The sequence below is a fragment of the Bifidobacterium imperatoris genome, from assembly GCF_002860405.1.
Lineage (GTDB): Bacteria > Actinomycetota > Actinomycetes > Actinomycetales > Bifidobacteriaceae > Bifidobacterium > Bifidobacterium imperatoris.
The window spans coordinates 52,814-79,225 of record NZ_NMWV01000001.1 but is presented as its reverse complement, the minus strand read 5'-3'; the positions used below and the strand labels follow the sequence as shown (position 1 = coordinate 79,225).

The following is a 26,412-nucleotide window of genomic DNA, read 5'->3' as shown; positions in this document are numbered from 1 at the left end:
TAATCGTTCATTGACTGTTACGAATTATGAGGATTACTTGCCCCACTTGGCCTTCATGGCGGCGAAGATCTCACGGTCGGTTGGGTGGTTTTCCATGTTCATAATCACGAACACATCCTTCTCCCAAGCCGGGTACATGAAGTCACGCAGCCACTGGAAGTAGTGTGGGCCATCGCCTACGCAGCGCAAGTAGCCCATGAGCTGCTCACACACCCAAGCGGATTGCTTGATGTCGGTCAGGCAGTCGTTGCGCCAGAAGCCTTCCCATTTGCCGTGTTCGCGGTCGCGCATCGCATGGTCGCCGGCGGTGAATTCCTCGGCGGCAAGTCCGGCGTCATAGAACGCGTGCTGCCAGTCTTCGTCGTATCCTGCGAGCAAAGCGTCGCATACGTGTACGGAGGCGGCCACGGAATGTTCGTAGATGCCGACTTCCACGCCGATGGAATCGCGAATCAATTCGGCTGCATCTTCCTCACCGCGCAGTTCGGCGGAAATAGCGGCTAGCTCCACTTTGTCGGCCAGGTCGGCGTAGCGGTCAACAGCTGGGGCAATCAAATCGCGATAGAAGTCGATCTGTTCCTTGAGATTCTTGCCGTCGTGCATCCAGCGCAAATCCTGTGCAGGAGCCTGCTTGTCGCGTAGCCATTGGGTAATGAGCATGCGCGGTACATGGTTGAAGTACTGTTCGCCGGCATGATCGTCCCAGTTCGGACCGTACTGCACGGCTGCCTTCCAATACTCCTCATACAGGTTGAAGACAGCATCCACGTTCTCTTCGCCGTAGTAGTCGGCAATGTACTGCTTGGCCACCTTCTCGAAGTTGATCTTGCCTTCACGCCAAATGGCTGCGATGAAGTTGAGGAAGTAGACGTGCGGCTTGATGTTGGATGCGTTGACAATCCACACATCGTCGCCACCGTTGTCAATCACGTCTTCCAGTTCCTTGGCTACAAGTCGCGGATCGTTGGTGATATCGGTGGTATGGTTGGCGGCCTGCAGATCGTAGAAGCTGGCGTGATAGTAGATACCGTTGTCGCCATCGTTGGTGGGCATGGCAGGCACGCGCGGATTGTTGTTCTCCTGACGGCGGGAGACCATGCGGCCGAAACCGTTGTCGGCCCAAATCTTGGCCACCTGCTTCGGGTAAGTCAGAACTCCGGCACGGTAGAGTTCCATAGCTTCGCCGTACAGATAGATCACGCATTGGGCACCCGGATCGGCTTCCTGCACCATGTCGTATTGGCGCTGAATGATCTCGGAGAGCAGCTTGCCGCGTGCCTCATCGGTAGCGTAACGCGGGTCGAAGTTCCAGAACGGCTGATCGCCCTGGCCTCGGAAACCAAGGGTCCACACGGTGCGCTTGCCCTTCTGAGCTTCAATGGCTTCGCGCCACAAAGCTTCAAAACGATGCTCCTCCTCAGGCCACTTGGGCTGCACGCCCGGATAGGCAGCAGCGAACATGCGAGCACCGAGCGGGCATGCGTGATGCTGGTTGATATAGAAGCCCATGTCCTGAGCAAGCTTCAAATGCGGCTCTCCACGCTGGCCGGAGCCGGGGATAACCATATTGCCGCCGAGACGGTAGACCGTTTCGAAGGCCAAACGCCAGGTCTTATCCGAATCATTATCGAACTTCCAGTCTTCCAGCAGCACCTCATCATTGATGAAGAAGCCCTTGTATTTGACGGCGGTCGGCTTGCTGGTCAACGCAAAATCGTCGGCGATCTCGATGCTCGGAACCGGCTCAAAACGCTGATCGTTCCAGAACCAGAAATCCTTGACGCCAAGCACTTCACGGCTGACTGCATACAGACCGTAGATGAAGCCGAAGTCGTCGCCGGCGTGGACTTCCAGATTGCCGTCCGACACACGCACTTCATAGGTTTCCGGATTATGCGGTCCTTCGACCAGCACGATGTTTGCACCCTGCTGTTCGGATGGCAGCACCGTGGCTTTCAAGTCACGTTCGATGTCCTCGACCGCGTATGCCACGGCTTTGGAGGGCATCGCACCAGTCACTTTCGTGGTGGCTGTGATGGAAATAGACATGGTTCCTCCAGGTGAACTTGTCTGTTGGTTGCTTCCTGCGATACTGTCCGCTTCCACGCGGTCCATATCGCTGACATGTTTTATATTCGTCCACTCTGGCAAGCTCGTTGCGCTTGTTGCCAAAGGTTGCCATAATATTGCCAAACATTGATGTTTGCCCATCAATACCTGTTGGAGGGGAGCCAACTATGGAACGCGCACAGCATAAAGCCACGATTTACGACATCGCCCGAGAAGCCGGAGTCAATCCCTCAACCGTGTCTCGGGCACTCGGACAACCAGGTAGAGTCGCTGCCAAAACCGAATTCCGTATTCGTCGTATAGCCGAGCAGCTTGGCTATCTCACTCAATCCGTACAGGCGACCGGCGAATCGCTCCCCTCCACTGGCATGATCGCGGCTATCGTGCCGACACTGACGAATCCGCTCTATGCCATCACTGTCAATGCAATGCAGCGACGCTTGGAGACCAAAGGCTACGGTCTGATCACGTTGGACACCGATCAGAAACCGTCGGTTGAGCGCAAGGCCATGTCATATGTGATGCGCAACGTAGATGGCGTAGCCTTGCTGTCCTCCCGTTTAAGCGAACCCGATATTCGCCGTATTATGTTGGTTCGACCGGTCATCGTGTTGAATCGCACTGCCCCAGGTTTAAACAGTGTTGTTGTGGACATGGCACGAGCCATCGATGACGCGGTGCACGCGCTTAAGGAAAGCGGGCACTCATCCATAACCTATTTGGCAGGTCCTGCCAGTTCATGGTCGAACGAATACCGACGTCGGTATATCCGATCTGCAGCCTTCCGTTATGACATGACCTATCGCGTGGTGCGCGAATGCGAACCGAGCGTTGCCGGCGGCAAGGCCGCAGTGGAGCAGTATCTCGTTCGTCCCACAGATGCTGTACTCGCCTTCAATGATGAACTTGCGGCAGGTTTTATCACCGCAGCACGCCGCAACGGTCTACGGATTCCAGAGGATGTGTCGGTAATCGGGTTCGACAACACGCAGATGTCTTCACTACTCACACCCACACTGAGCACCATTGACATGAAGAGCGAGCAATTGGCCGAACGCGCAGCAGATGCATTGGTCAATGCTATTCGCAACCCTGAAGGAATTCGTCCTGAGCCAATCACGTTAACCGCCGAGTTTGTGAAGCGCGATTCGCTGAATCCGCATAAACGCTCAACGATGAAACTGGGTCCATATGCGGAAATCAGGCGTGCAAGCGACACCATCGTGCTCACCATGTTGTCTAACGCGTTCAACGAAACCATGCCTCGCATCAATGAATTCATGCGCACGCACCCGCATATCATCATCGATCCGATTGAGGGGCGCACACAGGAGAATACGTTATCGCTGTACTGGGAACGAGTCATCAATCACCGTTCAGTACCGGACATTATCAATGTCGAACGAACCGCTCTCCCCCAGCTGGCAGCTTCCGGCGCATTGCAAGATTTGTCAAGCGAGGCAATTGAACAGGAGCTTGGGCCCAAAGTAGATCGAGCGGCATGGCAGTCGGCTCATTATGCTGGCAAACTCTACAGTGTTCCAGGTGATCAATCACAAACTGCCATGTTCTACCGAGCCGATTTGTTCGATCATTATCAGCTCGAAGTACCGGATACCTGGGATGCTTTCTACGAGACCGGCGTGACATTGCATAAACGAAATCCCAACCGATATATGGGTGTGCTTGATACCACCGACGTGCAGCACTATCTTTCATTCTTCCGCTCGGCAAGAGTGAGACCTTGGACAGTGGAGAATGATTCGACGATTGTTTTCCATATGCGCAATGATTTGGTACGCAACGTAGCCACATTCATTCAACAGTGTATTGACGATGGGGTGCTGAACACTGAACCCATGTGGGATAACCGGTACATGCGCGCCAAATCCGGCACGTATTTAACAGTGACGTATGCGAATTGGCTTGGCAAGATTCTTTCGATGTCATATCCAGCTGATCAGGGGTTGTGGAAAGTTACGCTACCGCCCGCATTCGCCGATCCGAGCCAAGTGGCCACTGCTGAAATCGGCGGCTCAACGTTGGCCATCAGTGCCGGATTGTCCCCCAAACGACTGAGTGCCGCAATGACATTCCTGAAATGGTTCCAGCTCGATCCAGTTTCGGTGGAATTGCGCGCGCCTGGTGGCGTATCCGCAGCAGCCGGATATGTAGAAGATTTGACTCGCCGCGGCACCATCGATCCGTATTTCGATCAGCCGATTTATGACGTCTATGCCAAATCGGCCGCACGAGTTAACAGGGATTGGGAGAATCTGCCGTTCTATAGTCAACTTGATGCAGAATTCGCCCGTCTGATTGTTCCAGCTTTGAAGCCGGGAGGCCGCAGTCAGGATCTGTTTGATGAATGGGAACGACGCTTGAAAATCTATGCGGTCTCCCAAGGCTTCGCAGTGAAGTAATCACTCATTACTAGCTGGGGAGCTACCAGCAAAACTGACTGAGGGGAGCCTTGCATTATGCGAGAACTCCCCTCAGTCTTCTGTCTTACTGCGCTGTAGAGCTCAGCAGATCACTGCTCATTCTGGCCGTGGCACATCTTGTACTTGCGACCGGAACCGCACGGGCACGGAGCGTTCTTGCCAGTGCCCGGGAAGGTGCGACCGTCGGCCCACGGGGTCTTCAGTTCGTCGCTCTTCGGACGCTTGGCAGCCGGAACCTTGCCCTCAGCGTGGCTAATCGGAGCCGGACCCGCCACCGGCAGCGTGGCGTCGCCGGCAGCAGATGCAGCGGCGGAATCAGCGATGGCCTGCTTCTCCTCGGAATCCTCTTCAGATTCTTCCTCGGTTTCGCCTTCGGCGGCTTCCTCTTCGCTCTCGCCATCCTCATCCGGACCGGCAGCCACGGTTGCGGCGGAATCAGCACCATCGGAGCTTGCGGTCACACCGGTTGCACCTTCAGCGGCGGCCACAGCGGCATCCTCATCATCGGTGGTGTTGTCATCCTGGGTGGCGGCAACCTGCTTGACGTCGATGTGGAACAGCAGCTGGACAGATTCCTCCTTGATGGCTTCGATCATGGAGTTGTACATCTGGTAGCCTTCACGCTGATATTCGACCAGCGGATCACGCTGACCCATGCCACGCAGACCGATGCCGTCCTTCAGGTAATCCATCTCGTAGAGGTGTTCACGCCACTTGCGGTCGAGCACAGCAAGCACAACGCGGCGCTCGAGGTCACGCAGACCGCTCTCGCCAATGGTCTTCTCCAGCTCGCTGTACTTTTCCTTGGCGTCCTCAACGATCAGGTCGCGCACGGCTTCAACGGCCTTTTCACCCTTGAGCTTACCGGCAGCTTCCTTGGCTTCTTCAACAGTTACCTTGGTGGGCACCACGGTGTTGAGCGCCTTGAACAGGCCTTCCCAATCCCAATCCTTGGGCTTGTCGGAACCCTTTTCAGCACCCTTGACGTAGGACTCAACGGTATCGGCAATGAAACGCTCAACATCCTCGTGAATGTCTTCGCCCTTCAGCACGGCCTGACGCTCGGAGTAGATGACAGTACGCTGCTTGTTCATCACGTCGTCGTACTTCAGCACGTTCTTACGAATCTCGTAGTTGCGGGATTCCACGGCCTTCTGTGCGGTGCGCACGCCCTTGGTCACGGACTTGGATTCGATTGGCTGGCCTTCCTCCATGCCCTTGGCCATGACCTGTGCCACAAGCTGGGTGTTGAACAGACGCATCAGGTCGTCTTCAAGGGACAGGTAGAAGCGGGATTCACCCGGATCGCCCTGACGGCCGGAACGGCCACGCAGCTGGTTGTCGATACGGCGGGATTCGTGGCGCTCGGTGCCAAGCACGTACAGGCCACCAAGCTTCTTGACTTCCTCATGCTCGTCCTTGACCTGAGCCTTGATTTCGTTCAAGGTGCCCGGCCAACGCTTCTCGTACTCTTCCGGAGTGTCTTCCGGCGAGTAGCCTTCAGACTTGAGCTTGGCATCGGCAAGGAATTCGACGTTGCCGCCGAGCATGATATCGGTACCACGGCCTGCCATGTTGGTGGCCACGGTCACAGCGCCCTTGCGGCCTGCCACGGCCACGACCGCGGCTTCCTTCTCATGCTGCTTAGCATTGAGCACCTGATGAGGAATCTTGGCGACGTCAAGCAGGGTGGAGACCACTTCGGAGCTTTCCACGGAAGCGGTACCGAGCAACACCGGCTGGCCGGAAGCGTGACGCTTGGCAACGTCCTTGACGATGGCGGCGAGCTTTTCCTTCTTGGTGCGGAAGATGAGGTCGTCCTGATCCTTACGAATCATTGGCTTGTTGGTCGGAATCGGCAGCACGCCCAGCTTGTAGGTGTTCATGAACTCGGCGGCCTCGGTTTCTGCGGTACCGGTCATGCCTGCGAGCTTGTCGTACATACGGAAGTAGTTCTGCAGGGTGATGGTGGCGAAGGTCTGGTTTTCGGCCTTGACTTCCACACCTTCCTTGGCTTCGATGGCCTGATGCAGGCCCTCGTTGTAGCGGCGGCCCGGCAGAATACGGCCGGTGTGCTCGTCGACGATGAGAACTTCGCCCTGGGTGACGACGTAATCCTTATCCCTGATGAACAGTTCCTTGGCCTTGATGGCGTTGTTCAGGTAGCCGATCAGAGCAGTGTTGGCCGGCTCGTACAGGTTATCGATGCCGAGGAAGTCCTCAACCTTGGTGATGCCTGGGTCAAGAATGCCGACGACCTTCTTCTTCTCGTCGACATCATAATCCTCGTCGCGGGTGAGCTTCAGCACCAGCTTGGCGAACTGACGGTACCAACGGGTCACGTCGCCTTCTGCCGGACCGGAGATGATCAGCGGGGTACGGGCCTCATCGATCAGGATGGAGTCGACCTCATCGACGATGGCATAGTGGTGACCGCGCTGCACCAGGTCGGCCTTCTCCCAAGCCATGTTGTCGCGCAGATAATCAAAGCCGAATTCGTTGTTGGTGCCGTAGGTGATGTCGGCGTTGTACTGCTTGCGGCGCTCCGGCGGCTTCTGCTCGGTGATGATGCAGCCGACGTTCATGCCGAGGAAGCGGTAGATACGACCCATCAGCTCGCTCTGGTAGCTGGCCAGATAGTCGTTGACGGTGACCACATGCACGCCCTTGCCCTCGAGGGCGTTGAGGTAGCTCGGCAGGGTGGCCACAAGGGTCTTACCTTCACCGGTCTTCATTTCGGCGATATTGCCCCAGTGCAGAGCGGCGCCACCCATAAGCTGCACATCGAAGTGGCGCTGGCCAAGGGTGCGCTTGGAGACTTCACGCACGGTGGCGAAGGCTTCCGGCATAATCTCGTCCAAACTCTTGCCGTTATCCAGCTGCTGCTTGAACTTCGGGGTCTGGGCCTTGAGGTCCTCGTCGGACAGGGCGGAAATCTCGTCTTCCAGAGCGTTCACTGCCTTGGCGACATTCTCAAGCTTCTTGATCTGGCGACCTTCGCCCATACGTAGGGCTTTGTCAACAATATCGACCACTAGTTCTCCCTTGATTGATTTCGGTGGTTCCGCGTATCAGAATACCGCCTGTCCTCTAGCTTGCGCGATTTTTTCGGCCAAATTACGAAAAAGCCGCTTCCCTATTCGGGGAAGCGGCCTATCAGCTATTCGATTATTGCTTTACAGCGGGAGTCAGTCCTTCTTGACGTTCTCCGGAGTGTCAATTTCGAAAACACCGTAGCTCCAACCGTGACGATGGTAGACCACGGACGGACGACCGGTTTCCTTGTTGACGAACAGGAAGAAGTCATGCCCGATGAGTTCCATCTCATACAGAGCCTCATCGATGCTCATCGGCTCGGCGATGTGCAACTTACGGCGGATGACAATCGGCGTATCACCAACCTGGACTTCCACGGACTCGCCAGGACCAAGATCGGAAGCAACTGCAGCGGCCGGGCTGTTGTTCGGCTCTTCCTCAGCCTCCTCGACCTCAGGCTCCGGAGCTGCGACACCCAAATCGACCGGCACCGGGTTGGTGTAGCCACGGCGATGATCCTTGCGACGATCGCGAGTACGGCGAAGGCGAAGCGTCAGCTTGTCGAGTGCCATATCCAGTGCGCTGAACTCATCCGTGCTGGACGCTTCAGCACGCACCACGGTACGGCCTGCGATAACAGTGATCTCCACGCGCTTGGCGGTATCAGCCTGACGCGGGTTGCCCTCATGAGTCAGCACAATCTGTGCACGCTGAGCATCCGGGGCGATAGCGGTCACACGATTCATCTTGGACTCAACAACATCACGGAACCTTTGCTTGATCTGCGTGTGACGTCCGGTAACGACGATTTCCATGTTGACCTCCTAATGACTCAAGCGGTGTTGCCCGCTATGTGTGGTCCAAACGGCATCATCACCGCTTGGGTAAGTTTCATTGTAGACGAACAATGCGTAAATCCTTGGCAACTCGCCCAGAGCAAACTCACTCTTTGTCGACATAATCCTGAAACACCTTGCAACATAAGCTGAGCGTCTGGTTTTGTTTTCCTTATAGGAAAGACTTATACTTTCCTATAAGGAAAACATCCTGATGATGAATATCGCCATCAATGTCGATGCGACGATGATTATCAAGAAAAAGGAACTTGTCATGACTCAGCCCATTCCACAATCACAAGTCACCGCACAAATCAACTCATTGGATGCCTCAGCGGCACAACACATGTTGGATAGCATCAAGCAGGACCGTTCAGCATTGACGGCACGGTTAACCCCTCCACGGTGGCTGTATCCGACCATTGCTTTGCTTATCGCTTTTGATGTGCTGAGTCTTCACATCAGCAGCGCATTCGACTCCTGGACATGGAATCAGCTTTCCTCCCTGAGAAATGCATATGACATGGCCCTCGGTCAGGCTTCATCCCGGAACATTTCCACCGAAGAAATCGACGCCTATTTTCAGCCATTAATCAACGACATGCTGAGATACAGCGAATACAGCCAATGGTGCGTTTGGCTATGTCTGGTCATCGACCTGTTCTGCATCATCATCGCATATCAACTGATGCGTTGGTTGGCCAATGCGCAGGGGGCTGGTAGCCAGCAAGGCATTCGCGTTCCACTGCTATGGCCTTGGTTCCTCACCTTTGGAGTAAAGCCAATGAACACTCGAATGCATATACTGCAATTTTTCATGTACATCGCACTTGCCTTGTATGCGGGATTGCTTACATATATCAATTGGAACAGCAATAATCCATTCCGCAGTACATGGTGGGTTATGGTGGCAACCGCACTGTGGTCAATGGTTTTCGTGGTGAGCGAGACAGCATATGACCGGCTTGCCGCAAAAACATTGACGGAGCTGTAACCATGCCCGACGTCATAATTCCATCACACCCAGCAGCACATCGTTTCGATCCGGTGATTCATGAGCCGATGCGATTACGCATTTGCGGCATGTTGTCGGTGACGGAAGATTTATCTTTCGCCGCCATTCGCGATACGTTGTGCATTAACGATGCCGCATGTTCCAAGCATTTAAAAACTCTTATCGACTGCGGTTACGTTGTTGTCGACAAGCGCAAGGCAGCGGACAGCGAGCATCTGGTGCGATGGTATGCCATGACATCGTCGGGCCATGCCGCATTTGACGCCCATATCGCCGAGCTCAAGCGCATAGCCGCCGGCATTGCCAGCTGATATCGACTACCGCTGATTCCGTGTTGTTGTGTTGTACAAGCCAAACAGATCGGCAATGCGATTTCAAGAGATTTCTTCTGTGCAGAATGAAAAAAGGAAATGAGACCTCTTATACCCCGGGTTCTGTCGTGTTATGCGTGAACGCGTAACACGGATGGCCATCCATCTCGACCTGACGTCGCCGCCAGGCTCTAGCAGCCTACCCGATGGCACGGGCGAGCAGCCCTTACCGCCATCTGCTTGGCCTTGCTCCCGATGAGGCTTGCCATGCGGCCTGCTGTTACCAGAGGCCCGGTGGTCTCTTACACCGCCGTTTCACCCTTACCCGCTTACGCAGGCGGTCTGTTCTCTGCTGCGCTATCTCTCAGGTCACCCTGGGCGGACGTTATCCGCCATCGTGCTCTATGGAGCCCGGAAGTTCCTCAGCCGTTCCCAATGAAGTTCACGGCCGCGGCCATCAAGAGGTCTCAAGCGTGCAATTATACATATGGTGTGGAGAAGAGTGGAAACAAGGGCGGCACCACTTATCCCAGTAGCTCAGCTGCGACTTCACGCAAGGTTGCCGGATTATGGCCCTTACGCCCGCCCGCCGACCAGAACCGGCGCTGACGCACCTGACGTTCCAAGCCTTCCGTCTTGCGCGCCACACGGCGGCCCAATTCCCATGCGGCTTCCTCAAAGATGCCGTTTTGCTCGGCTTCGCCGCACACCCGCTCAGCTAGCTTGCGGTCGACACCCTTACGGGCAAGTTCCATCATGGTGCCACGACGGCCCATCATACGATTTGCGCATACACGAACCACCGACTCTGCATAGTCGAGGTCATTAATCAGATGTACGGCAATCAGGCGATCAATCACACCTTCAACCACATCTTCAGCGTATCCTTTGCCCAACAAACGATCACGCAATGCGCCGGACGAACGTGGTGCCGCATCCAGCAATCGCAACGCCGCCTCATGGCATGCATCCACGTCACCAGAATCTTCGACAACTGCGGCTTGAACGGATCGCGATCTCCACGAAGATGCCTTCCGCATGTGCGTTGCATCAGACAACACTTCAGACTCATACCCAGAATTATTGGATACGCTGCGATCTCGAGGAGGCATACCCTCAACTGCGTTTAGAGAAGAATCGTTTTCCGGCTCTCGCTCACCAACATCCTGCAGCACAACCGGGTTGCACTGCAGGAACGCTTCAGCACTAATCACATTCAGGCCTTAGCTGCCGGCGCCTTATCGGATGCGGTTTTAGGCGCCCGAGTACCAGACTTGGCAGCGGCAGCCTTGCTATCTTTAGCCGCATCCGCCGCCGCAGCCTCACTAGCCGCCGCAGCCGCCGCAGCCTCTTCATCTTCCGCAAACTGATCGGACGGCGCAATCAAGCCAAACTGAGCCTTGACCTTGTTCTCAATTTCTTCGGTAATTGCCGGATTGTCCTTCAGGAACTGACGAACCTTCTCGCGGCCTTGGCCGAGCTGATCACCCTCATAGGTGAACCAAGAACCGGACTTTTTGACCACACCGACCTGCTGTGCCATGTCGATAACCGAGCCTTCACGCGAGATGCCCTCGCCATAAAGCATGTCGAATTCGGCAGACTTGAAAGGCGGTGCCATCTTGTTCTTTACCACCTTGACGCGCGTACGATTGCCGACCGCTTCATCACCATTCTTGATGGTTTGAATACGACGAATGTCCATACGTACAGACGCATAGAACTTCAGTGCCTTACCACCCGTGGTGGTTTCCGGATTGCCGAAGAATACGCCAATCTTTTCGCGCAGCTGGTTGATGAAAATGGCGGTGGTGCCAGCCTGCGACAGCGCACCGGTCATCTTACGCAACGCCTGGCTCATCAGTCGCGCCTGAAGACCAACGTGACTATCTCCCATATCGCCATCAATCTCAGCCTTCGGCACCAAGGCCGCCACCGAATCAATAACAATCACGTCCAAAGCACCGGAACGAATCAGCATATCAGCGATTTCCAGAGCCTGTTCGCCATTGTCTGGTTGAGAAACAATCAACGAATCCGTATCAACGCCCAGCTTTCGCGCATACGCGGGATCAAGCGCATGCTCAGCATCGATGTATGCAGCAACACCGCCCTTCTTCTGCGCATTGGCCACCACATGCAGTGCAAGCGTGGTTTTACCTGAAGACTCAGGACCATAAATCTCCACAATACGGCCCTTAGGCAATCCGCCAATGCCGAGGGCCATATCAAGCGCCAACGAGCCGGTGGAAATCACCTCAACATTCTGTTCCGGCCTATCCCCCAGCCTCATTGCCGAGCCTTTGCCGAAGCTCTTTTCAACCTGGGCCAGTGCGGCATCAAGCGCCGCCTTGCGCTTGGGATCAAGCTCGTGTTCGGCAGTACCTGACGGTTTCTGCGCCGACTTGGTCTCCTGTGCCATGATCTTCTCCTTATTGAAGTCCTGTTGCGGTCGATTGCTTTCCACCGTACGCAAAAGCATCAGCATACGGCAAGCGCAAACGACCTATGTGGTCCGAGCTTCTTGCATCTTTCATGCAACAGCAGCTCAGCACTACTGCCATAAGCCTTTGCGCCAGTCGCAGACAGATTGTGTATACGGCTACGCATTTATCTCACTGTGGATAACTATAGACCAACACACGAACATTTGTTCGAACTAGTGATTTGAATAGTCGAAAACCCTGCTGTCACAACTATGTTCGGGCGCGTCGCCTAGCATTTTAGGCTGCCGGCAGAGGCGGAGCATTATGGTCTCGGCCCCAACGTTTGGAATCCGGCACCTCCATTTGATCACACAGTACATTCCAAACCACGCGAGGTTCTTCACCCGCATCCAGCGCTTCCAACACAGTCATGTTCGCCAATTTCGGCATTCGCTGGTCTCTAGCAAGCGACCGTCCATAACTACGGCCAAATACTTCCTCAAGAAGTTCCCAAAATTCACGTTCGCGCATACCCGCCAGTGTGCCACCACCCTGCAACACTTAGCCACACGCGCCTTGCAGCCAAAACCTATTGTCATGATTCCTCAGCAATCTGCAAAGCTCCGCAATTCCACCCCATAAAACGAATGGGCTTGTGACGCACAGCATCACAAGCCCATTCATCGCAACAACCATCGCCGCATCAGACACATGTCATCACTTACTCATTGACCGAATCCAGATAATCGGCCACCATACGCAACATCTGCGCAGTGCTTACGCCGAGAGAATCAGCAATCGAACTCAGCAATTCCGAGCTGGCTTCCTTCTGCCCGCGCTCGACCTCGGAAAGATATCCCAAAGAGACTCCGGCCTTCTCAGACACCTCACGCAACGTACGACGGTCACGGGTGCGCAGTTCGCGCAACACATGACCAATGGCCTCACGCAAAGACACATCATGGGTCTCAGATTCGGCCGCCACACTCTTTACGGCAGCATGCGCCTTGGTACCGGCCTCTTCCTCCTGCCACATGCGCATACGAGCCGCCGTACGCTCATCTTTGGCTTTCTTCGCAGCCTGAGCCTTGAGCACCTGCTGCTGCGCAAACATCACCGCACGGCGCTGGGCCGGCGTCAATTCACGCATACGGGCAACTCCCGGCTGTACTTTCATCGGGTTCTTGACGGCAACATCCATCTGTTCATCTGCTCGCGTCATCGTTTCCATCGCCTTAGCCCCCTTCCAGGCCTGTTCAGTGTTTCCATAAGGTTCAACACCGCTTACCCCTGTTTTTATTCCTGAAAAGTTGCTGTGAATAGACTCAAGTTTGGCTGAGGCGGTTACAGTAGCAGCGTGCTGAGGTGTTGCAGCACATTCAATATCGTCTGCTCACGGACTTCTTCGCGAGTGCCAGATAGTCGCAATTCCACGGCTTCGATTCGCGGCTCCACACCGGCCGCTCTCGCTGCGGACAGCCCGGCTGGAATACAGAACCCGATATACACCAATCCTGCTGGCTTATCGCCATCTGGCCCGGGTCCTGCCACGCCCGTGGTGGAAAGGCCGATGACTCGCCTGCAATACTCCGACTGATCATACAGCTGCGCCGTTGCCGCCGCCATCTGCCGCGCAACTTCGGGATGCACGGCACCCTCGCGCTCCAGCAAGTCACGGTCAACGCCCAACACCGATGCTTTGGCTTTAATGTCATACGTAACCGCAGACCCAAGGAACACGTTCGAAGCACCGGGAATACGCACGAAAGCATCCGCAAGCAAACCACCGGTCAGCGATTCTGCGCAGGCGATTTTCACATTGGACACCTCGCAAATCTTCAAAATCCGCGCTGCCACATCATCGCAAGCTTGGCGCAGCTGATTCGAATCCAAATTCGCAGTATTGCACATTGCCTTAACCCTTCTCAAGCGATCTTTCCGGCAATTCATCTCAAACAACGCACTTGAGCGACTTGCCTCTATGCAACATCTTGCTATGAAAATGGGATGCAGCCATGCCGCATCCCATCTCATTCGTCTACCAAGCCAAAGCTGAATACCGCTTTACTGTTCAGCTTTTTTCGGCGCTACGAACGTGTTGTACAGGTACACGCCACCGGAATACAAGCACAGAACCAACGCCACGTAAATGATGGTGTAGGTCAGGAAATAATAGGCGGTGAGCCACAACGGAGTGCTAGCGCCTGTCTCAAACGTCCACATCGGCAACAGCAGCATGGAAAGACCCACACACTGGAATACAGTCTTGAGTTTGCCGGGCCATGCGGCGGCAATAACCTTGCCACCCGGACGTTCCATCACGAAGAAACGCATCACAGTGATACCAATCTCGCGAATCAGAAACAGAATGGTGACCCACCAGCCGAGCTCGCCGAATACAGAGCATACGATCATGGCGCCACAGGTCAGGAGCTTGTCTGCAATCGGGTCCATGAGCTTGCCCATTTCGGTGACCTGATTGTATTTGCGGGCCATCCAGCCGTCGATCTTATCGGTGGATGCGGCGATGATGAACAGCACTGCCGCAACCCAACGCAACGTGGTGTTGTCCGCTCCCCATTCGCCAGCCATAACATCCAATACAAGGAAGATAACCACTAGCACGATGCGCGAATACGTGACCAAGTTCGGCGGCGCATTCCAACCATCAAAAATCGATGCCTTGGCTTTGGCTTGCACTTCAGCCTGCTTTTCCGTTGATTCACTACTCATACTGTTCACGTTACCCCTACACTTATACCTTGAGTGACTACCAGCTGAATATTCTCTGGGATTTGACTACTCTCCGCCAAGTTCACCTTGGGCAGGAGCGGATGGAGTGAGCGAGTTGGTTTCGCCACGAATGAAGGCGAGGACCTGTGGCAGGTCCTGAGGCTGCACGAGCACTTCACGAGCCTTGGAACCCTCCGATGGTCCAACCACGCCGCGGGATTCCAGCAAATCCATGAGTCGACCAGCCTTGGCGAAACCGACGCGGAGCTTACGCTGCAGCATGGAAGTGGAACCGAATTGCGAGGTGACCACGAGTTCAGCGGCCTGCAGCAGCACGTCCATATCGTCGCCGATTTCCTCGTCTATATCGGCGCCGCCCTTCTTCTCGGCTTCCTTGGCCATCTCCTCAATGTCTTCGCGATACTTCGGTTTGCGCTGTGTACGCACGAATTCCACAGCCTTGCGAATCTCGGATTCGGAAACCCATGAGCCTTGCACACGAATCGGCTTGGCGGAACCCATCGGCAGGAAGAGAGCATCACCCTGACCAATCAGGGTTTCCGCACCAACCGTATCCAAGATGACTCGGGAATCGGTGGCAGACGATGTAGCGAATGCCAGGCGGGAAGGAATATTAGCCTTAATGAGGCCGGTCACCACGTCCACGGACGGGCGCTGCGTGGCGAGCACCAGATGCACACCTGCAGCTCGTGCCAGCTGGGTGATGCGCTGGATGGAGCTTTCCACATCATTCTTGGCGACCATCATCAAATCAGCCATCTCGTCCACCACCACAAGGATGTACGGATAGGGGGCCACTTTACGCTTGGAACCAAGCGGCGCATGTACCTTGCCAGCACGTACGGCTTCGTTGAAGTCCTTGACGTGGCGGAATCCGAAGTATTCCAGATCAGAGTAGCGGGCGTCCATCTCCTTGACTACCCATTCCAAGGCCTGTGCAGCCTTCTTCGGATCGGTGATGATGGGAGTCAACAGGTGCGGAATACCGGCATAGGCGGAGAGTTCCACGCGCTTCGGGTCGACCATGATCAAACGCACCTGCTCAGGTGTGGCACGCATGATGATGGAAGTCAGCATCGAATTGATAAAACTGGACTTACCGGAACCGGTGGCACCAGCCACCAGCAAATGCGGCATCTTGGTCAGATCGGCGGTGACGAAATGGCCTTCCACATCCTTGCCAATACCGGAAAGCATTGGGTTCGGATCGTTCACGGCCTTGTCGGAACGCAGCACGTCGCCCAAATGCACGATTTCACGGTCCTCGTTCGGAATCTCGATACCGATAGCGGACTTGCCCGGGATAGGAGAAAGGATGCGCACGTCGGAGCTGGCCACCGCATACGCGATATTGCGCTGCAGGTTGGTAACTTTCTCCACCTTGACACCCGGACCGAGCTCCACCTCATATTGGGTTACGGACGGGCCACGCAGGAAGCCCACCACCTTGGCATCCACATTGAACTGTTCGAACGTGGAAGTCAGCGCACGAATTACACGGTCATTGGCAGGCGTACGCATCGCATGCGGCTGTCCCTTGGTCAACAGGTTCAAATCAGGCAGCTGATACGGACGGGTCATCTCATCATCACCATCAGCAGACGCGTCACCATCGGCAACGGCACCGGACTGGCCTACGCCGCTGCCATCCGCATCAGCACCAGCGTATGGTGCCGTAGCATTCCCACCTGCGGCTGCTGCCCCAGCTGCTCCGGCAGCAGCCGCAGCACTCGGCGCCCACGGATCGCTCGCAGCATTGCCCGAGGGCATCACCGTAGTACCGTCCGGGCCGGAGTCTGAAGGCATAGCCACAGTCGCACCACCGGAGATAACGCGCGGCGCCGCATCATCGGAGAACGGAGCGTTTCCCGCCACATGCGGGCGACCATCATAAGAGGACGAGGCAATTGTGCGCCCGCCCATACCAGAGTTCCCAGCGCCATCGAGAATCTCACCTGTCGCGGAATCCACCACCGGCGTCTCCGCAGTAGCACCATGCTGACTTGCCGCACGGTCGAACGGATCGTCAGCGGCATATCGGTCAAGTGTCTTATCGTCCTCATCCTTGGGCTTGTGCCCGAACAAACGAGAGAACCAGCTGAGTTTGCCACTGCCCTCCCCCTCATCGTCGGTCTCATCATCCGAGCCGTCGTGAGCAGGCACACCGTCAGCAAATGCGAGCGTGGCATCTCCCAACCGAACCTCATTGGGGAACTGACCGCTCGGGCTGCTGCTATCATCCGATTCCTCGCCCTTAGGCGTATAAGGCTTGCGCTGGATGAACGCCATCAATTTGCGTGCATCCTCAGGCAAATCCGTAACGTGCGTGCCGGTAATCATCATCAAGGCAAACAGGCCGAATACTACGAACACCACAATGGCAAAGGCGGCAGAAAGTCCCCAAGCCAGCGGAGAGCCCAAGAAGAATCCAAACAATCCGCCAGCCGATTGCAGCACAGTGATATCGAACGTGGTGTGACTGGAGGCAACCGCTACATCGATGATCGAGCAAATCGACCACATCAGCAGCACCCAACCGGTGATGACACGCGGATTGCTGGAGCCACGGCCAGAGTTACGCATCAACCGGAAGGCCACGGCGGCGAGCAGCACAGGCAGTACGACGCTCATTATGCCAAGCACACCGGAGGCTAGTGCATGCAGGAGTTGCCCGAACGGCCCATTCACGCGGAACCATTCGGATGCGCAAAACAGGATTGCGAGTATCAGCAGCAGGAAACACAGACCATCACGTCTATACGCAGGATCATATTCGCCTACGCCAGTAACAGCGCGCACACCGGAACCGAATGCGCGCGGAATAGCAAGCAGAACCTTTTGCCATAGCGGCTCAGGTTCAAGATCGATTTCCGGCTGGACTTTGGTCTCGCCATCATGCGTGAATCCATCATCGCCGCTTTTGGACTTGCGTGATCTATTGCTGTTTGAAGATGCTGTACGTGCCATATCGCGTTTGATTCTACATGTATGGGGTCTCATGACCACTCCAGACACGATTCATGGCTTATCATGGGTTGCATGACACCCGCAGAGCGTGCGAGCGCAGTCGCATTTGCACTCAAGAACTGCGCACTGGAAGCCATGACGCCGGGCGAAGCAACGATGCGAGCCGCGGCAGCTTACGAGCAAGGCACCCAGGATGTGAGCCATCTCATCGACGTGGCCGATGAGCAAACCACCATGCGTATCAACGCAGTCGGTCCGACTGGTGAAAACCGGCTTTCGGATGGTTCCTTGGATGATCATGCTGCAAACCGTGCGGACGCAGTATTCGCGCGCACGGTATTGTTGGCTGAACGCCGTTGGAATCCTTCTGGCGATTTGGATGAATTAGTGGCTATTCATCGGGGCCTATTTGAAGGCGTGTTTGATGATGCCGGCAAACTGCGCACGTCCAATACCACGCGCGAGGTGACTAATGACCGTGCGCGCGCGAATAATCCGGAGGCGTTCTTCCCGGCAGGTTTGATTGAAACCGGCGCGCATAACATTGCGATGGAGCTGGCGGAGAACCGTAATCTGCATGCACTGGATAGAGATGTATTCATCCACAAGTTCGCCACGATTTATGATGAGCTCGGCTATTTGCATCCGTTCCGTGGCGGCAATGCGATGGTGCTGCGCATGTTCGGTTCCCGCCTCGCGCATGATGCCGGTTGGGATTTGGATTGGGGTTTGGTGACGCGCGAAGCGTATCGCACGGCCAAGCACACGGCGTATCGCGGGGATATTGCCGCGTTCGAGCGTATGTTCGAAGCCATGTTGCGCCCGGCTAATCCGACGCGCGTGTTCCTGATTGCCGGCTGGGATCAGGGCCCTGCACACTGATTATGCGGCGATGTCGCCGAGATGATGTTGAACGTATGCGTCGGCTTGGGCGTCAATGGGATCGTAGTCACCGGCATCCGCATGCGCGATAATGGCCATCGCATTGTCCACTAGTTTCGGATTCAATGCTTGTAGCCAATGGATGCGCGGATCACGGCCGAACCAGCCCATCTGTTTGCGGGCAAGACGCTTGGTTTTCTGCGCGATATCGGCGAACGCATCGTATTCATCCCAGATGCCGTCCAGCAAGTCAATAATCTGCTGGTAGCCGAGTGCGCGCACGGCTGTGGCACCGAGACGCGGGCGCAGACGTTCCACTTCTTCAACGAAACCGTTGGTCATCATCTGCTTGGTGCGCACATCGATGCGCCGGTCCAAATCCTCACGGCTCAAATCCAAACCGATCTGCACTGAGGGAATCACATACCGATAGCGCGGCAGGCTGGCCGAATACGGGCGACCGGTAAGCTCAATAACCTCCAATGCGCGGATGGTACGGCGAGGGTTATGCGGATCCATGCGAGCAGCGGCTGCAGGATCCTTGGCTTTAAGTTCCTCGAAAAGCGCACCTGCACCTTCAGTCTTCTCCCGCTCCTCATATTTCCTACGAATATCAGGGTCTGTGCCAGGGAAGGAAATGTCGTCGATGGCTGCACGAGCATACAGTCCTGAGCCGCCTACCAAAATCGGCCGAATGCCGCGGGACTGCAAATCGGCGATCGTCTTACGAGCCAGTTCTTGGAAGCGGGCCACACTCATCGATTCTTCCGGATCGATGATGTCAATCAAATGATGCGGTACGGCGGCCTGCTCTTCGGCAGTCGGCTTCGCGGTGCCGATATCCATGCCGCGATACATCTGGTAGGCATCGGCGTTGACGATTTCAGCTCGCTCTCCCTGTTCCGCCAGACGCTTGGCGATGGCGATGCCGAGGCCGGTTTTGCCGGATGCGGTTGGGCCGACGATGGATACCACTCGTTGATCCATGAGTACTTCCTTCAGTGACGGACGGAATAGGTTTGGCCGGCGGCGAGGTCAGGGTCGGCGAGCAGGTTGTGGCGGCCGGCGTGTGTTACGGTTACGGTCACGAAGTCACCAACCTCTGGCACCGGCTGACCTTCCGGCACACCGATATGTACCAGAACGCCGGTCTTCTCACGGCCGGACACGCGATGTGTATCGGAATCCTTCTTGCCAAGTTTGCCGGTAATCATCACCTCAACGTCACGACCTACGAAGCTTTCCATGTTCTCCTGCGTAATCTCTTCCTGCAGAGCCACCAGTCGGTCGAAACGCTCCTGTACCACGTCACGCGGAATCTGCTCCATTGAGGCAGCCGGAGTGCCGGGGCGCGGCGAGTAGATGAACATGAACGCGGTGGAGAATCGCGCTTTACGCACCACATCCAACGTAGCTTGGAAATCCTCTTCCGTCTCGCCGGGGAAGCCAACGATGATATCGGTGGAAATCTGCGCATCCGGCATAGCTTCGCGAATACGTCCCAGAATATCTAGGAATTTGGCGGAACGATAGGAGCGGCGCATGGCGCGCAAAATCCGATCGGAACCGGATTGCAACGGGAAATGCAACTGATGCATGATGTTCGGCGTCTCAGCCATTGCAGCAATCACATCATCAGTGAACGCGGCCGGATGCGGTGACGTGAATCGCACACGTTCCAATCCCTCAATCTCGCCACAGGCGCGCAGCAGCTTGCTGAACGCGTATCGGTCGCCAATACCGTAACCATAGGAGTTCACGTTCTGACCAAGCAGCGTCACCTCCTTGGCTCCATCAGCCACGCACTTGCGAATCTCCGCCAGCACATCGCCCGGCCTGCGATCCTTCTCCTTGCCTCGCGTGGTAGGCACAATGCAGAACGTGCAGGTGTTGTTGCAGCCCACGGAAATCGCCACCCACGAGCTCACTCGAGATGCGCGTGCAGCCGGCAGCTGGCTCGGGAATTCCTGTAACTGGTCGGTGACTCTCACCTGAGGCTTGTCGGTAACGCGATTCTGATCGAGGAGCTTCGGCAAATCCTCGATGTTCTTGGTACCAAATACGGCAGCAACCCACGGCTTCTTCTTGGCGATACGTTCACGGTCAAGCTGAGCCATGCAACCACCTACCGCAATCTGCAGGTTCGGACGCTGCATCTTAATACGGTTGAACAAGCCAATCGTGCCATACATGCGCTCGGCAGCGTTTTCACGCACAGCACAGGTGTTGAGCACAATCACATCGAAATCATGGGAGTCAATCTGCTCCTGTGTGGCCGGCACATAACCATCCGCTTTCAATACGCCGGCGATGCGTTCGGAATCGTGCACATTCATCTGGCATCCCAGCGTATGAATGTGGAATACGCCTTTGCCTCGCTCCCCTGCTGCGGTTTCAGCCCCGCTGGCTTCAATCGAGGCACGCTCCGCCTCGGTCATCATGTCTTCATTCATAAGTTCTAGATTCTAACGGCCGGGTTCGTCATGGGGCGCGTCGCACCGGTAAAGCTACCGACAAGCACGAAACGATGAAGCATTTTAGAAGATTCCCCGTCTTCACTCAGTTTCAGGGAAACAAGCCGGGTATATTAATGGGCGTGATACTTGACCGACATAACCGACTCAATACCGCCGATCTCAAAGCCCGTCTGAAGATGATCGATCTGCCGGAGGGCAACTTCAACGCTGATGAGATCACCGAATTCATCGATCAGATGCAGGTGTATGAGGGTGCGATGTATGAGATCAGCACCAAACTGGAAATTCTCGACGATGAGTTCCAGGTGCGATTCAGCCACGACCCGATTCATCACATGGAGCGCCGCTTGAAATCGTTGAATTCCATCATCGGTAAACTCGAGCGCAAAGGTCTGCCCATTTCCGTGAATTCCATCAAAGACAATCTCTTCGACGTGGCAGGCATCCGAGTAATCTGCAACTATCGTGACGATGTGTATTCTGTGTCGAATTATCTGTCTTCCCAGTCGGATATTCAGGTGCTGCGCGTGAAGGATTACATCAAGAATCCGAAACAGAATGGCTACCGTTCACTGCATGTGATCTACGCAGTGCCGGTGTTCCTATCTTCGGGCGCGCATTACACGCCAGTCGAAGTGCAGTTCCGCACCATCGCTATGGATTACTGGGCTTCACTCGAGCATGCGCTCAGGTACAAAACCGATCTGCCGGACGCGAAGCTCAGCGAACATTCACAGACGCTGCTGGATTGTTCACGCAGCCTGCAGAACATCGAAGTGCAGATGCAGAACATCCACCGCGATATCAATGGTGCTCCGCAAGTTGGCGAAGCACCGAAGACCACGGACTGAATTCCACCGTTCAAGTGACTGAGCTGGTGTTACTACTCCCCCTCAGTCACTTGTAGTGGCAACTCCCCTGGCAAGGGGAGCCAACTCAGGATTTGCGCAAGAACTTTGGTAGCTTGGCTGGAGCTTGCGCGAGCAAGGTTCCCAAGAAGATCAATGCACAACCAAGGTAGCCGCGTGGCGTCATGACTTCGCCAAGGAATATCGCGCCACCGACTGCCGAGAAGAATGATTCCAAACTCATCAGCAGGCTGGCTCGGGTGGGCGGCACCCACTGCTGTCCCACCACCTGCAGCGTGTACGCGATGCCCACCGAGCCGATACCGGCGTACACTATCGGCATCCAAGAATGTGAAGCACCAGCCCAATCCACTGAACCTTCCATCAGCGAACCGGCCCAGCTCAATACGGCGGTTGTGCAGAACTGGCCGAACGACAACACAATCGCGTCAACTTTTGATCCCAGTGTGTCAATCACCAGAATATGTGCAGCGAATAGCATAGCCGTGAACACCAACAGAATGTCGGCAAGACCAATCGAACCAAAACCATCAGTGATGCAGAGCAGATAGAATCCGATAACCGCCAGCACCACGGCCACTCCCACCAGCATGCCGATACGGCGACGCAAAAAAACGAAGGCCAGCAATGGGACCATCACAATGTACAGAGCAGTCAGGAATCCTGCACGACCAGCCGACTTGCCGTAGAGAATGCCATACTGCTGCAGAGTGCTGGCAGTGAACAGAATAATGCCGCATGATACGGCTACCACAATTGGATTGGCGAGTAATGACTGCCAAAGCGAAACCGTGCTTGGCGCGCTGTGCGGCGTATTCAATACGTCGGCAGATTCCGTAGCGCTTGTGTTCGGCGGAAAATCATCACGAGAACTTTGACGAGCCTGTTTGCCACGCTGCCAGATGAGAATAGGTACCAGCGACAACGCGCCAAGCGTGAATCGGCATGCGTTGAAGAATAGCGGAGACATGGAATCCATGCCTTGTACCTGCGCCACGAACGCAAATCCCCAAATCAGTGCGGTCAGTAGCAGGGCCAGCATGCCCATGATTTCTTGTCTCTTCACGGTCAGTCAGCCTAATGCGCGTGCATGACGGGTATGAAAAAGCCCGGCCACAATGTGGTCGGGCTTATCAGTCGCGTCAAATCCAGCGACGTTAACTAGAAAACTAGTCCCTACTACCAAACAGTTGCAGAATGTACAGGAACATGTTCACGAAGTCCAAGTACAGGTTCAGCGCACACAGGATGGAGACCTTCTTGATCATTTCCGGACCCTGTGCTTCATAGGCTGCGAACAGTGCTCGTGTGGACTGCGCATCATAGATGGTCATGCCGGCGAACAGAATCAAACCGATGGCGCACACGATCTGGGTCATGCCGTCGACCTGCAGGAACATCAGCACCACCTGCGAGATGATCAGCACAATCAAGCCGACCATCAGAATCGGGCCAGCCTTAAGCATGTTGAACTTGGTGGTCATGCCGAACATGGTCAGGGCGAAGAAGAAGGCCGCGGTGATGCCGAGCGCCATGCCGATTGAGCCAAGGTCATAGACCATGAAGATGGAGCTCAACGTGAAGCCCATCAGTGCTGCGTACACATAGAACATGACGCGGGCGGACGTGGTGCTCATCTTCATCACGCGGGCGCCTAGAATCACGGCGAGCGCCACCTGAACCACGCACAAGCCAATCAGGCCGATCATGCCGGTGGCCATCAGGAAGCTGTAATAGGCGCCGGTGGCTTGGCCAAGTACGGCCACTACTGCGGTGACGATCAGGCCGATGGTCATTTCACCGTAGGCGCGGGTCACGGAGACGCGCTGCGCCTGTTCGTAGTTGTAAGTCATCGTCGTGTTGATGGCTGCAGTTCCCGCACCGGCACCCTGCGGCTGTGCGTACTGGTAGTTCTGGTTCTGACCATATGGCTGCTGCGTGTACTGCTGGCCATAGTTCTGCTGATTGTATCCGTTCTGCATGTACTGCTGACCGTAGCCACCCTGCTGGGCTGCGTTATAGTCCGGAGTATTGTATTGCGGGTTATATTGCCCGTTGTTCTGGGGCTGCTGACCGAATGTCATAATCGCTCCTTTGTTGCGTTCCACAACCAATACTAGAGGAGATAACCTGAACGTTCCATGAATATGCTCGGCCAACAGCGAAAATGCGGGTAGACAGTCGCACGCAGACCATCTACCCGCCGTCAGTTCACCGATTTAATCAATCATTAAGATGCTCAATTGCATAGTTGGCTTCTTCCGGCGTGAATTTCTCACCGGCCTGGCTCGTTAATTGATCACGAATCGCTTCGGGAGACATGGCCATAGTTTCCTGATACGTCTTCGCCTTTGCCAGCGCATTTGCATTCCAATCTGTTTTCACGTTATCCACTGCATACTGCGCTGCTTCAGCTGAGAATTTGCCTCCGTATTCACTTGTCAGCTGGTCGTATACCCCTGCTTTTGACATATGCATCGTATTGGCATAGGCATCAGCTTGGCGTAAAGCTGATTTGTAATCTGCTGGCACATCAGATTTCTCTGATTCTTTTTGCTGATTCTGCGTATTCTCATCTGGATTATCGGCATTAGCCGAACTTTGCTGTGAAGTAGTCGAAGACTGCGCATTCCCTGCAGAGCTATTGTTCTTTGCCGCTCCTTGGCCGGCAATGGCAAATACTACAAGTACGATAATGAGCCAGAACCACCATCGTTTCCATATCGATTTCTTGTTTTTACTATGCTGCGTAGGCGGCTGAGGCGCGACATTATTGTTGGTCATTTCATAACTTCTTTCTCTTCGCTCGAATCGGTCAGAACCGAATGGAAACATTGTTTTGACTATTTCGACGCTACCGGGATTTAACAGTGACCGTCAGTGAACCAATGGACATTTCTTATTGCCCGTTCGGGCGGTTCGGCAACGTTTGCTATGCCCGCATGTCCAGTGGCGAGGCAATGAGCCACGCCATAGAGTGGAGGTCATGACAAACTCGACGAACATCTCTCGCATGCCTCTGAGCCCAGGCTCAACCGTGTCGTCATCGCACAGTGATGATGTACCAGTGCGCACTCGCGTATGGTGTTCCGTTGTCATGATTCCGCTTGCAAGTCTGATGTGTCTTATGCAAACGGCCTTTTTCGCACAGAATTATGCCGAAGATACCCCAGGCTACGTTTTCGCCATCGTATGCGTACTGATTTCGCTGCCTGCTGGTTTTCTTCTGCTAGCTCGCAGCGAATATCCTGAACCTACGTTCTGGATTGCCTGCATTATGGTGGCGGTATTTCCATTTGATTCCATGCTTGTCTTGATGGCAATGACCGCTCTTCTGGCACGGCGCTCTCAGCGCAGCACCAGCGTTCGGGCCGTAATTGTGGGCACGGTTGTTACGCTATGGTCGCAATTACGAGATGCCACTCAGCCCGCCGAAGGTTCGCTCTGGCATCTTATCTTCGCCAAGCCGTATACGGGCGGCGATTCAGGCAAACCGATAGTGATGCTAGTTGAAGAACCAACCATTATCATCACCGCAATCATCACTGCATTGGTAGCTTCAGCCATCGCCACGTTGCTTGGCTTGCATATTCGTTCACGGGCTCGTCTGCGCACGGCCAATGCCCTAGCGAATGCTGCGACAAGCCATGCTGAAAATTTGCAAACCGATCTCAACAATCAACAATTGGCTGACGCCATCGCGGCAGAGGCACATGATACGCTTGCTCATTCCCTATCGCTCCTTGCTCTGAATGCCAGCGCACTCAAAGCGGAAGCGTCCAAGCTCGGCGACTCACCTGAAGCGCAAGCCCTAGCTGATAAGGCCGATGATATCCGCCGCCAATCGGCTGGAGCTTTGGATGAAGCCCATGCAATCATTGATATGCTTCGTAATCCACAACAGGCATGGGAGCAACTGGGCCCTTCCGACAGTACCTCCTTGACTCGTGAATCCTTGGATGCACTTATCGCGGATGTGCGTAATTCCGGTACGTCATTAAGCACTTGGATTGATATTCACCAACTGAGCGAGCTGGATGAGTCCATGAGCAAAATCGCTTACCGAGCCGTTCAAGAAGGACTTACCAATGCACGTAGGCACGCGCCCGGAGCTCCGGTTTCTTTGGAAGTTGCCGTATCCGAACAATCAGGTGTGCATATTCATATCAGTAATCCTCTGACCAATGATGTGCCCGACTCTCGAACCGGCGCAGGTCTATCCGGTTTGGTGGCACGGGTGCAGTCCGTAGGAGGGCAGTGCCGTTATGGCGTGGACGATCGACGGTTGTTCCACGTTGATGCGCTGCTTCCGTGGCGCAACTAAG

The 26,412-nt window shown here is 55.1% G+C and carries 21 protein-coding genes and 1 other RNA gene; 6 read left to right on the top strand and 16 right to left on the bottom strand.

The features are described 5' to 3' along the window. Positions 1-33: 33 nt before the first annotated feature. Entirely contained in the window at positions 34-2,049 is a 2,016-nt protein-coding gene (locus Tam1G_RS00355; protein WP_165781842.1) for a glycosyl hydrolase 115 family protein, read from the bottom strand. 188 nt (positions 2,050-2,237) lie between these two features. Here Tam1G_RS00355 and Tam1G_RS00350 point away from each other — a divergent pair, with 188 nt between their 5' ends. After that, positions 2,238-4,493, top strand: coding sequence for an extracellular solute-binding protein (locus Tam1G_RS00350; RefSeq protein WP_101625032.1), 2,256 nt, complete (start codon positions 2,238-2,240; stop codon positions 4,491-4,493). A gap of 110 nt (positions 4,494-4,603) precedes the next feature. Here Tam1G_RS00350 and secA read toward each other — a convergent pair whose 3' ends face one another. Both secA and hpf read right to left on the bottom strand, forming a co-directional pair. Further along, complete coding sequence (gene secA / locus Tam1G_RS00345; RefSeq protein WP_101625031.1) at positions 4,604-7,549, bottom strand: preprotein translocase subunit SecA; 2,946 nt, start codon at positions 7,547-7,549, stop codon at positions 4,604-4,606. Positions 7,550-7,702: 153 nt separating this feature from the next. Further along, entirely contained in the window at positions 7,703-8,365 is a 663-nt protein-coding gene (gene hpf / locus Tam1G_RS00340) for a ribosome hibernation-promoting factor, HPF/YfiA family (protein WP_033890100.1), read from the bottom strand. Positions 8,366-8,600: 235 nt separating this feature from the next. Here hpf and Tam1G_RS00335 point away from each other — a divergent pair, with 235 nt between their 5' ends. Both Tam1G_RS00335 and Tam1G_RS00330 read left to right on the top strand, forming a co-directional pair. Continuing rightward, positions 8,601-9,380 carry a hypothetical protein gene (locus Tam1G_RS00335; RefSeq protein ID WP_101625030.1) on the top strand — a complete coding sequence of 260 codons (780 nt, stop codon included), beginning with the start codon at positions 8,601-8,603 and terminating at the stop codon, positions 9,378-9,380. Positions 9,381-9,382: 2 nt separating this feature from the next. Further along, positions 9,383-9,712: a transcriptional regulator gene (locus tag Tam1G_RS00330; protein WP_165781841.1), complete on the top strand. Its 330-nt coding sequence runs from the start codon at positions 9,383-9,385 to the stop codon at positions 9,710-9,712. Between the two features lie 96 nt (positions 9,713-9,808). Here Tam1G_RS00330 and rnpB read toward each other — a convergent pair. From rnpB to Tam1G_RS00290, 8 genes are all read right to left on the bottom strand, one after another. After that, positions 9,809-10,182: RNase P RNA component class A (gene rnpB / locus Tam1G_RS00325), an RNA gene on the bottom strand. A 54-nt stretch (positions 10,183-10,236) separates the two neighbouring features. After that, the gene (locus Tam1G_RS00320) at positions 10,237-10,926 is read right to left on the bottom strand and encodes a regulatory protein RecX (RefSeq protein WP_423220490.1); all 690 of its coding nucleotides are present in this window, start codon (positions 10,924-10,926) and stop codon (positions 10,237-10,239) included. A 2-nt stretch (positions 10,927-10,928) separates the two neighbouring features. Next, positions 10,929-12,134 carry a recombinase RecA gene (gene recA, locus Tam1G_RS00315; RefSeq protein ID WP_101625059.1) on the bottom strand — a complete coding sequence of 402 codons (1,206 nt, stop codon included), beginning with the start codon at positions 12,132-12,134 and terminating at the stop codon, positions 10,929-10,931. 301 nt (positions 12,135-12,435) lie between these two features. Next, positions 12,436-12,669: a DUF3046 domain-containing protein gene (locus Tam1G_RS00310; RefSeq protein ID WP_033890184.1), complete on the bottom strand. Its 234-nt coding sequence runs from the start codon at positions 12,667-12,669 to the stop codon at positions 12,436-12,438. Between the two features lie 190 nt (positions 12,670-12,859). Continuing rightward, positions 12,860-13,369: a helix-turn-helix domain-containing protein gene (locus Tam1G_RS00305; protein WP_033890098.1), complete on the bottom strand. Its 510-nt coding sequence runs from the start codon at positions 13,367-13,369 to the stop codon at positions 12,860-12,862. Positions 13,370-13,482: 113 nt separating this feature from the next. Continuing rightward, positions 13,483-14,049, bottom strand: coding sequence for a CinA family protein (locus tag Tam1G_RS00300; RefSeq protein WP_101625029.1), 567 nt, complete (start codon positions 14,047-14,049; stop codon positions 13,483-13,485). A 153-nt stretch (positions 14,050-14,202) separates the two neighbouring features. Continuing rightward, positions 14,203-14,871: a CDP-diacylglycerol--glycerol-3-phosphate 3-phosphatidyltransferase gene (pgsA, locus tag Tam1G_RS00295; RefSeq protein ID WP_101625028.1), complete on the bottom strand. Its 669-nt coding sequence runs from the start codon at positions 14,869-14,871 to the stop codon at positions 14,203-14,205. A gap of 66 nt (positions 14,872-14,937) precedes the next feature. Continuing rightward, positions 14,938-17,859, bottom strand: coding sequence for an FtsK/SpoIIIE family DNA translocase (locus tag Tam1G_RS00290; protein ID WP_101625027.1), 2,922 nt, complete (start codon positions 17,857-17,859; stop codon positions 14,938-14,940). 135 nt (positions 17,860-17,994) lie between these two features. Between Tam1G_RS00290 and Tam1G_RS00285 the strand changes: the two genes are divergently transcribed. After that, positions 17,995-18,741 (top strand): Fic/DOC family protein, encoded by a 747-nt coding sequence (locus Tam1G_RS00285; protein ID WP_242689729.1) that lies wholly within the window; start codon positions 17,995-17,997, stop codon positions 18,739-18,741. Here Tam1G_RS00285 and miaA read toward each other — a convergent pair whose 3' ends face one another. Together miaA and miaB are read right to left on the bottom strand one after the other, a co-directional pair. After that, positions 18,742-19,728: a tRNA (adenosine(37)-N6)-dimethylallyltransferase MiaA gene (miaA, locus tag Tam1G_RS00280; RefSeq protein ID WP_101625026.1), complete on the bottom strand. Its 987-nt coding sequence runs from the start codon at positions 19,726-19,728 to the stop codon at positions 18,742-18,744. Between the two features lie 11 nt (positions 19,729-19,739). Continuing rightward, the gene (gene miaB / locus Tam1G_RS00275; RefSeq protein WP_165781840.1) at positions 19,740-21,194 is read right to left on the bottom strand and encodes a tRNA (N6-isopentenyl adenosine(37)-C2)-methylthiotransferase MiaB; all 1,455 of its coding nucleotides are present in this window, start codon (positions 21,192-21,194) and stop codon (positions 19,740-19,742) included. Positions 21,195-21,331: 137 nt separating this feature from the next. Between miaB and Tam1G_RS00270 the strand changes: the two genes are divergently transcribed. Continuing rightward, positions 21,332-22,069 carry a GTP pyrophosphokinase gene (locus tag Tam1G_RS00270; protein WP_165781839.1) on the top strand — a complete coding sequence of 246 codons (738 nt, stop codon included), beginning with the start codon at positions 21,332-21,334 and terminating at the stop codon, positions 22,067-22,069. A gap of 85 nt (positions 22,070-22,154) precedes the next feature. Here the strand turns inward: Tam1G_RS00270 and Tam1G_RS00265 are convergent, their stop codons facing one another. The 3 genes from Tam1G_RS00265 to Tam1G_RS00255 form a co-directional block, all read right to left on the bottom strand. Beyond that, a complete protein-coding gene (locus tag Tam1G_RS00265; protein WP_101625057.1) occupies positions 22,155-23,129 on the bottom strand; it encodes a DMT family transporter in 975 nt (324 codons plus the stop codon). Between the two features lie 127 nt (positions 23,130-23,256). Then, positions 23,257-24,171, bottom strand: coding sequence for a Bax inhibitor-1/YccA family protein (locus tag Tam1G_RS00260; RefSeq protein WP_101625023.1), 915 nt, complete (start codon positions 24,169-24,171; stop codon positions 23,257-23,259). A gap of 139 nt (positions 24,172-24,310) precedes the next feature. Then, entirely contained in the window at positions 24,311-24,871 is a 561-nt protein-coding gene (locus Tam1G_RS00255) for an Ltp family lipoprotein (protein WP_101625022.1), read from the bottom strand. A gap of 313 nt (positions 24,872-25,184) precedes the next feature. Here Tam1G_RS00255 and Tam1G_RS00250 point away from each other — a divergent pair, with 313 nt between their 5' ends. After that, positions 25,185-26,411, top strand: a complete 1,227-nt coding sequence (locus Tam1G_RS00250; protein WP_101625021.1) for a sensor histidine kinase — start codon at positions 25,185-25,187, stop codon at positions 26,409-26,411. Position 26,412 lies beyond the last annotated feature (1 nt).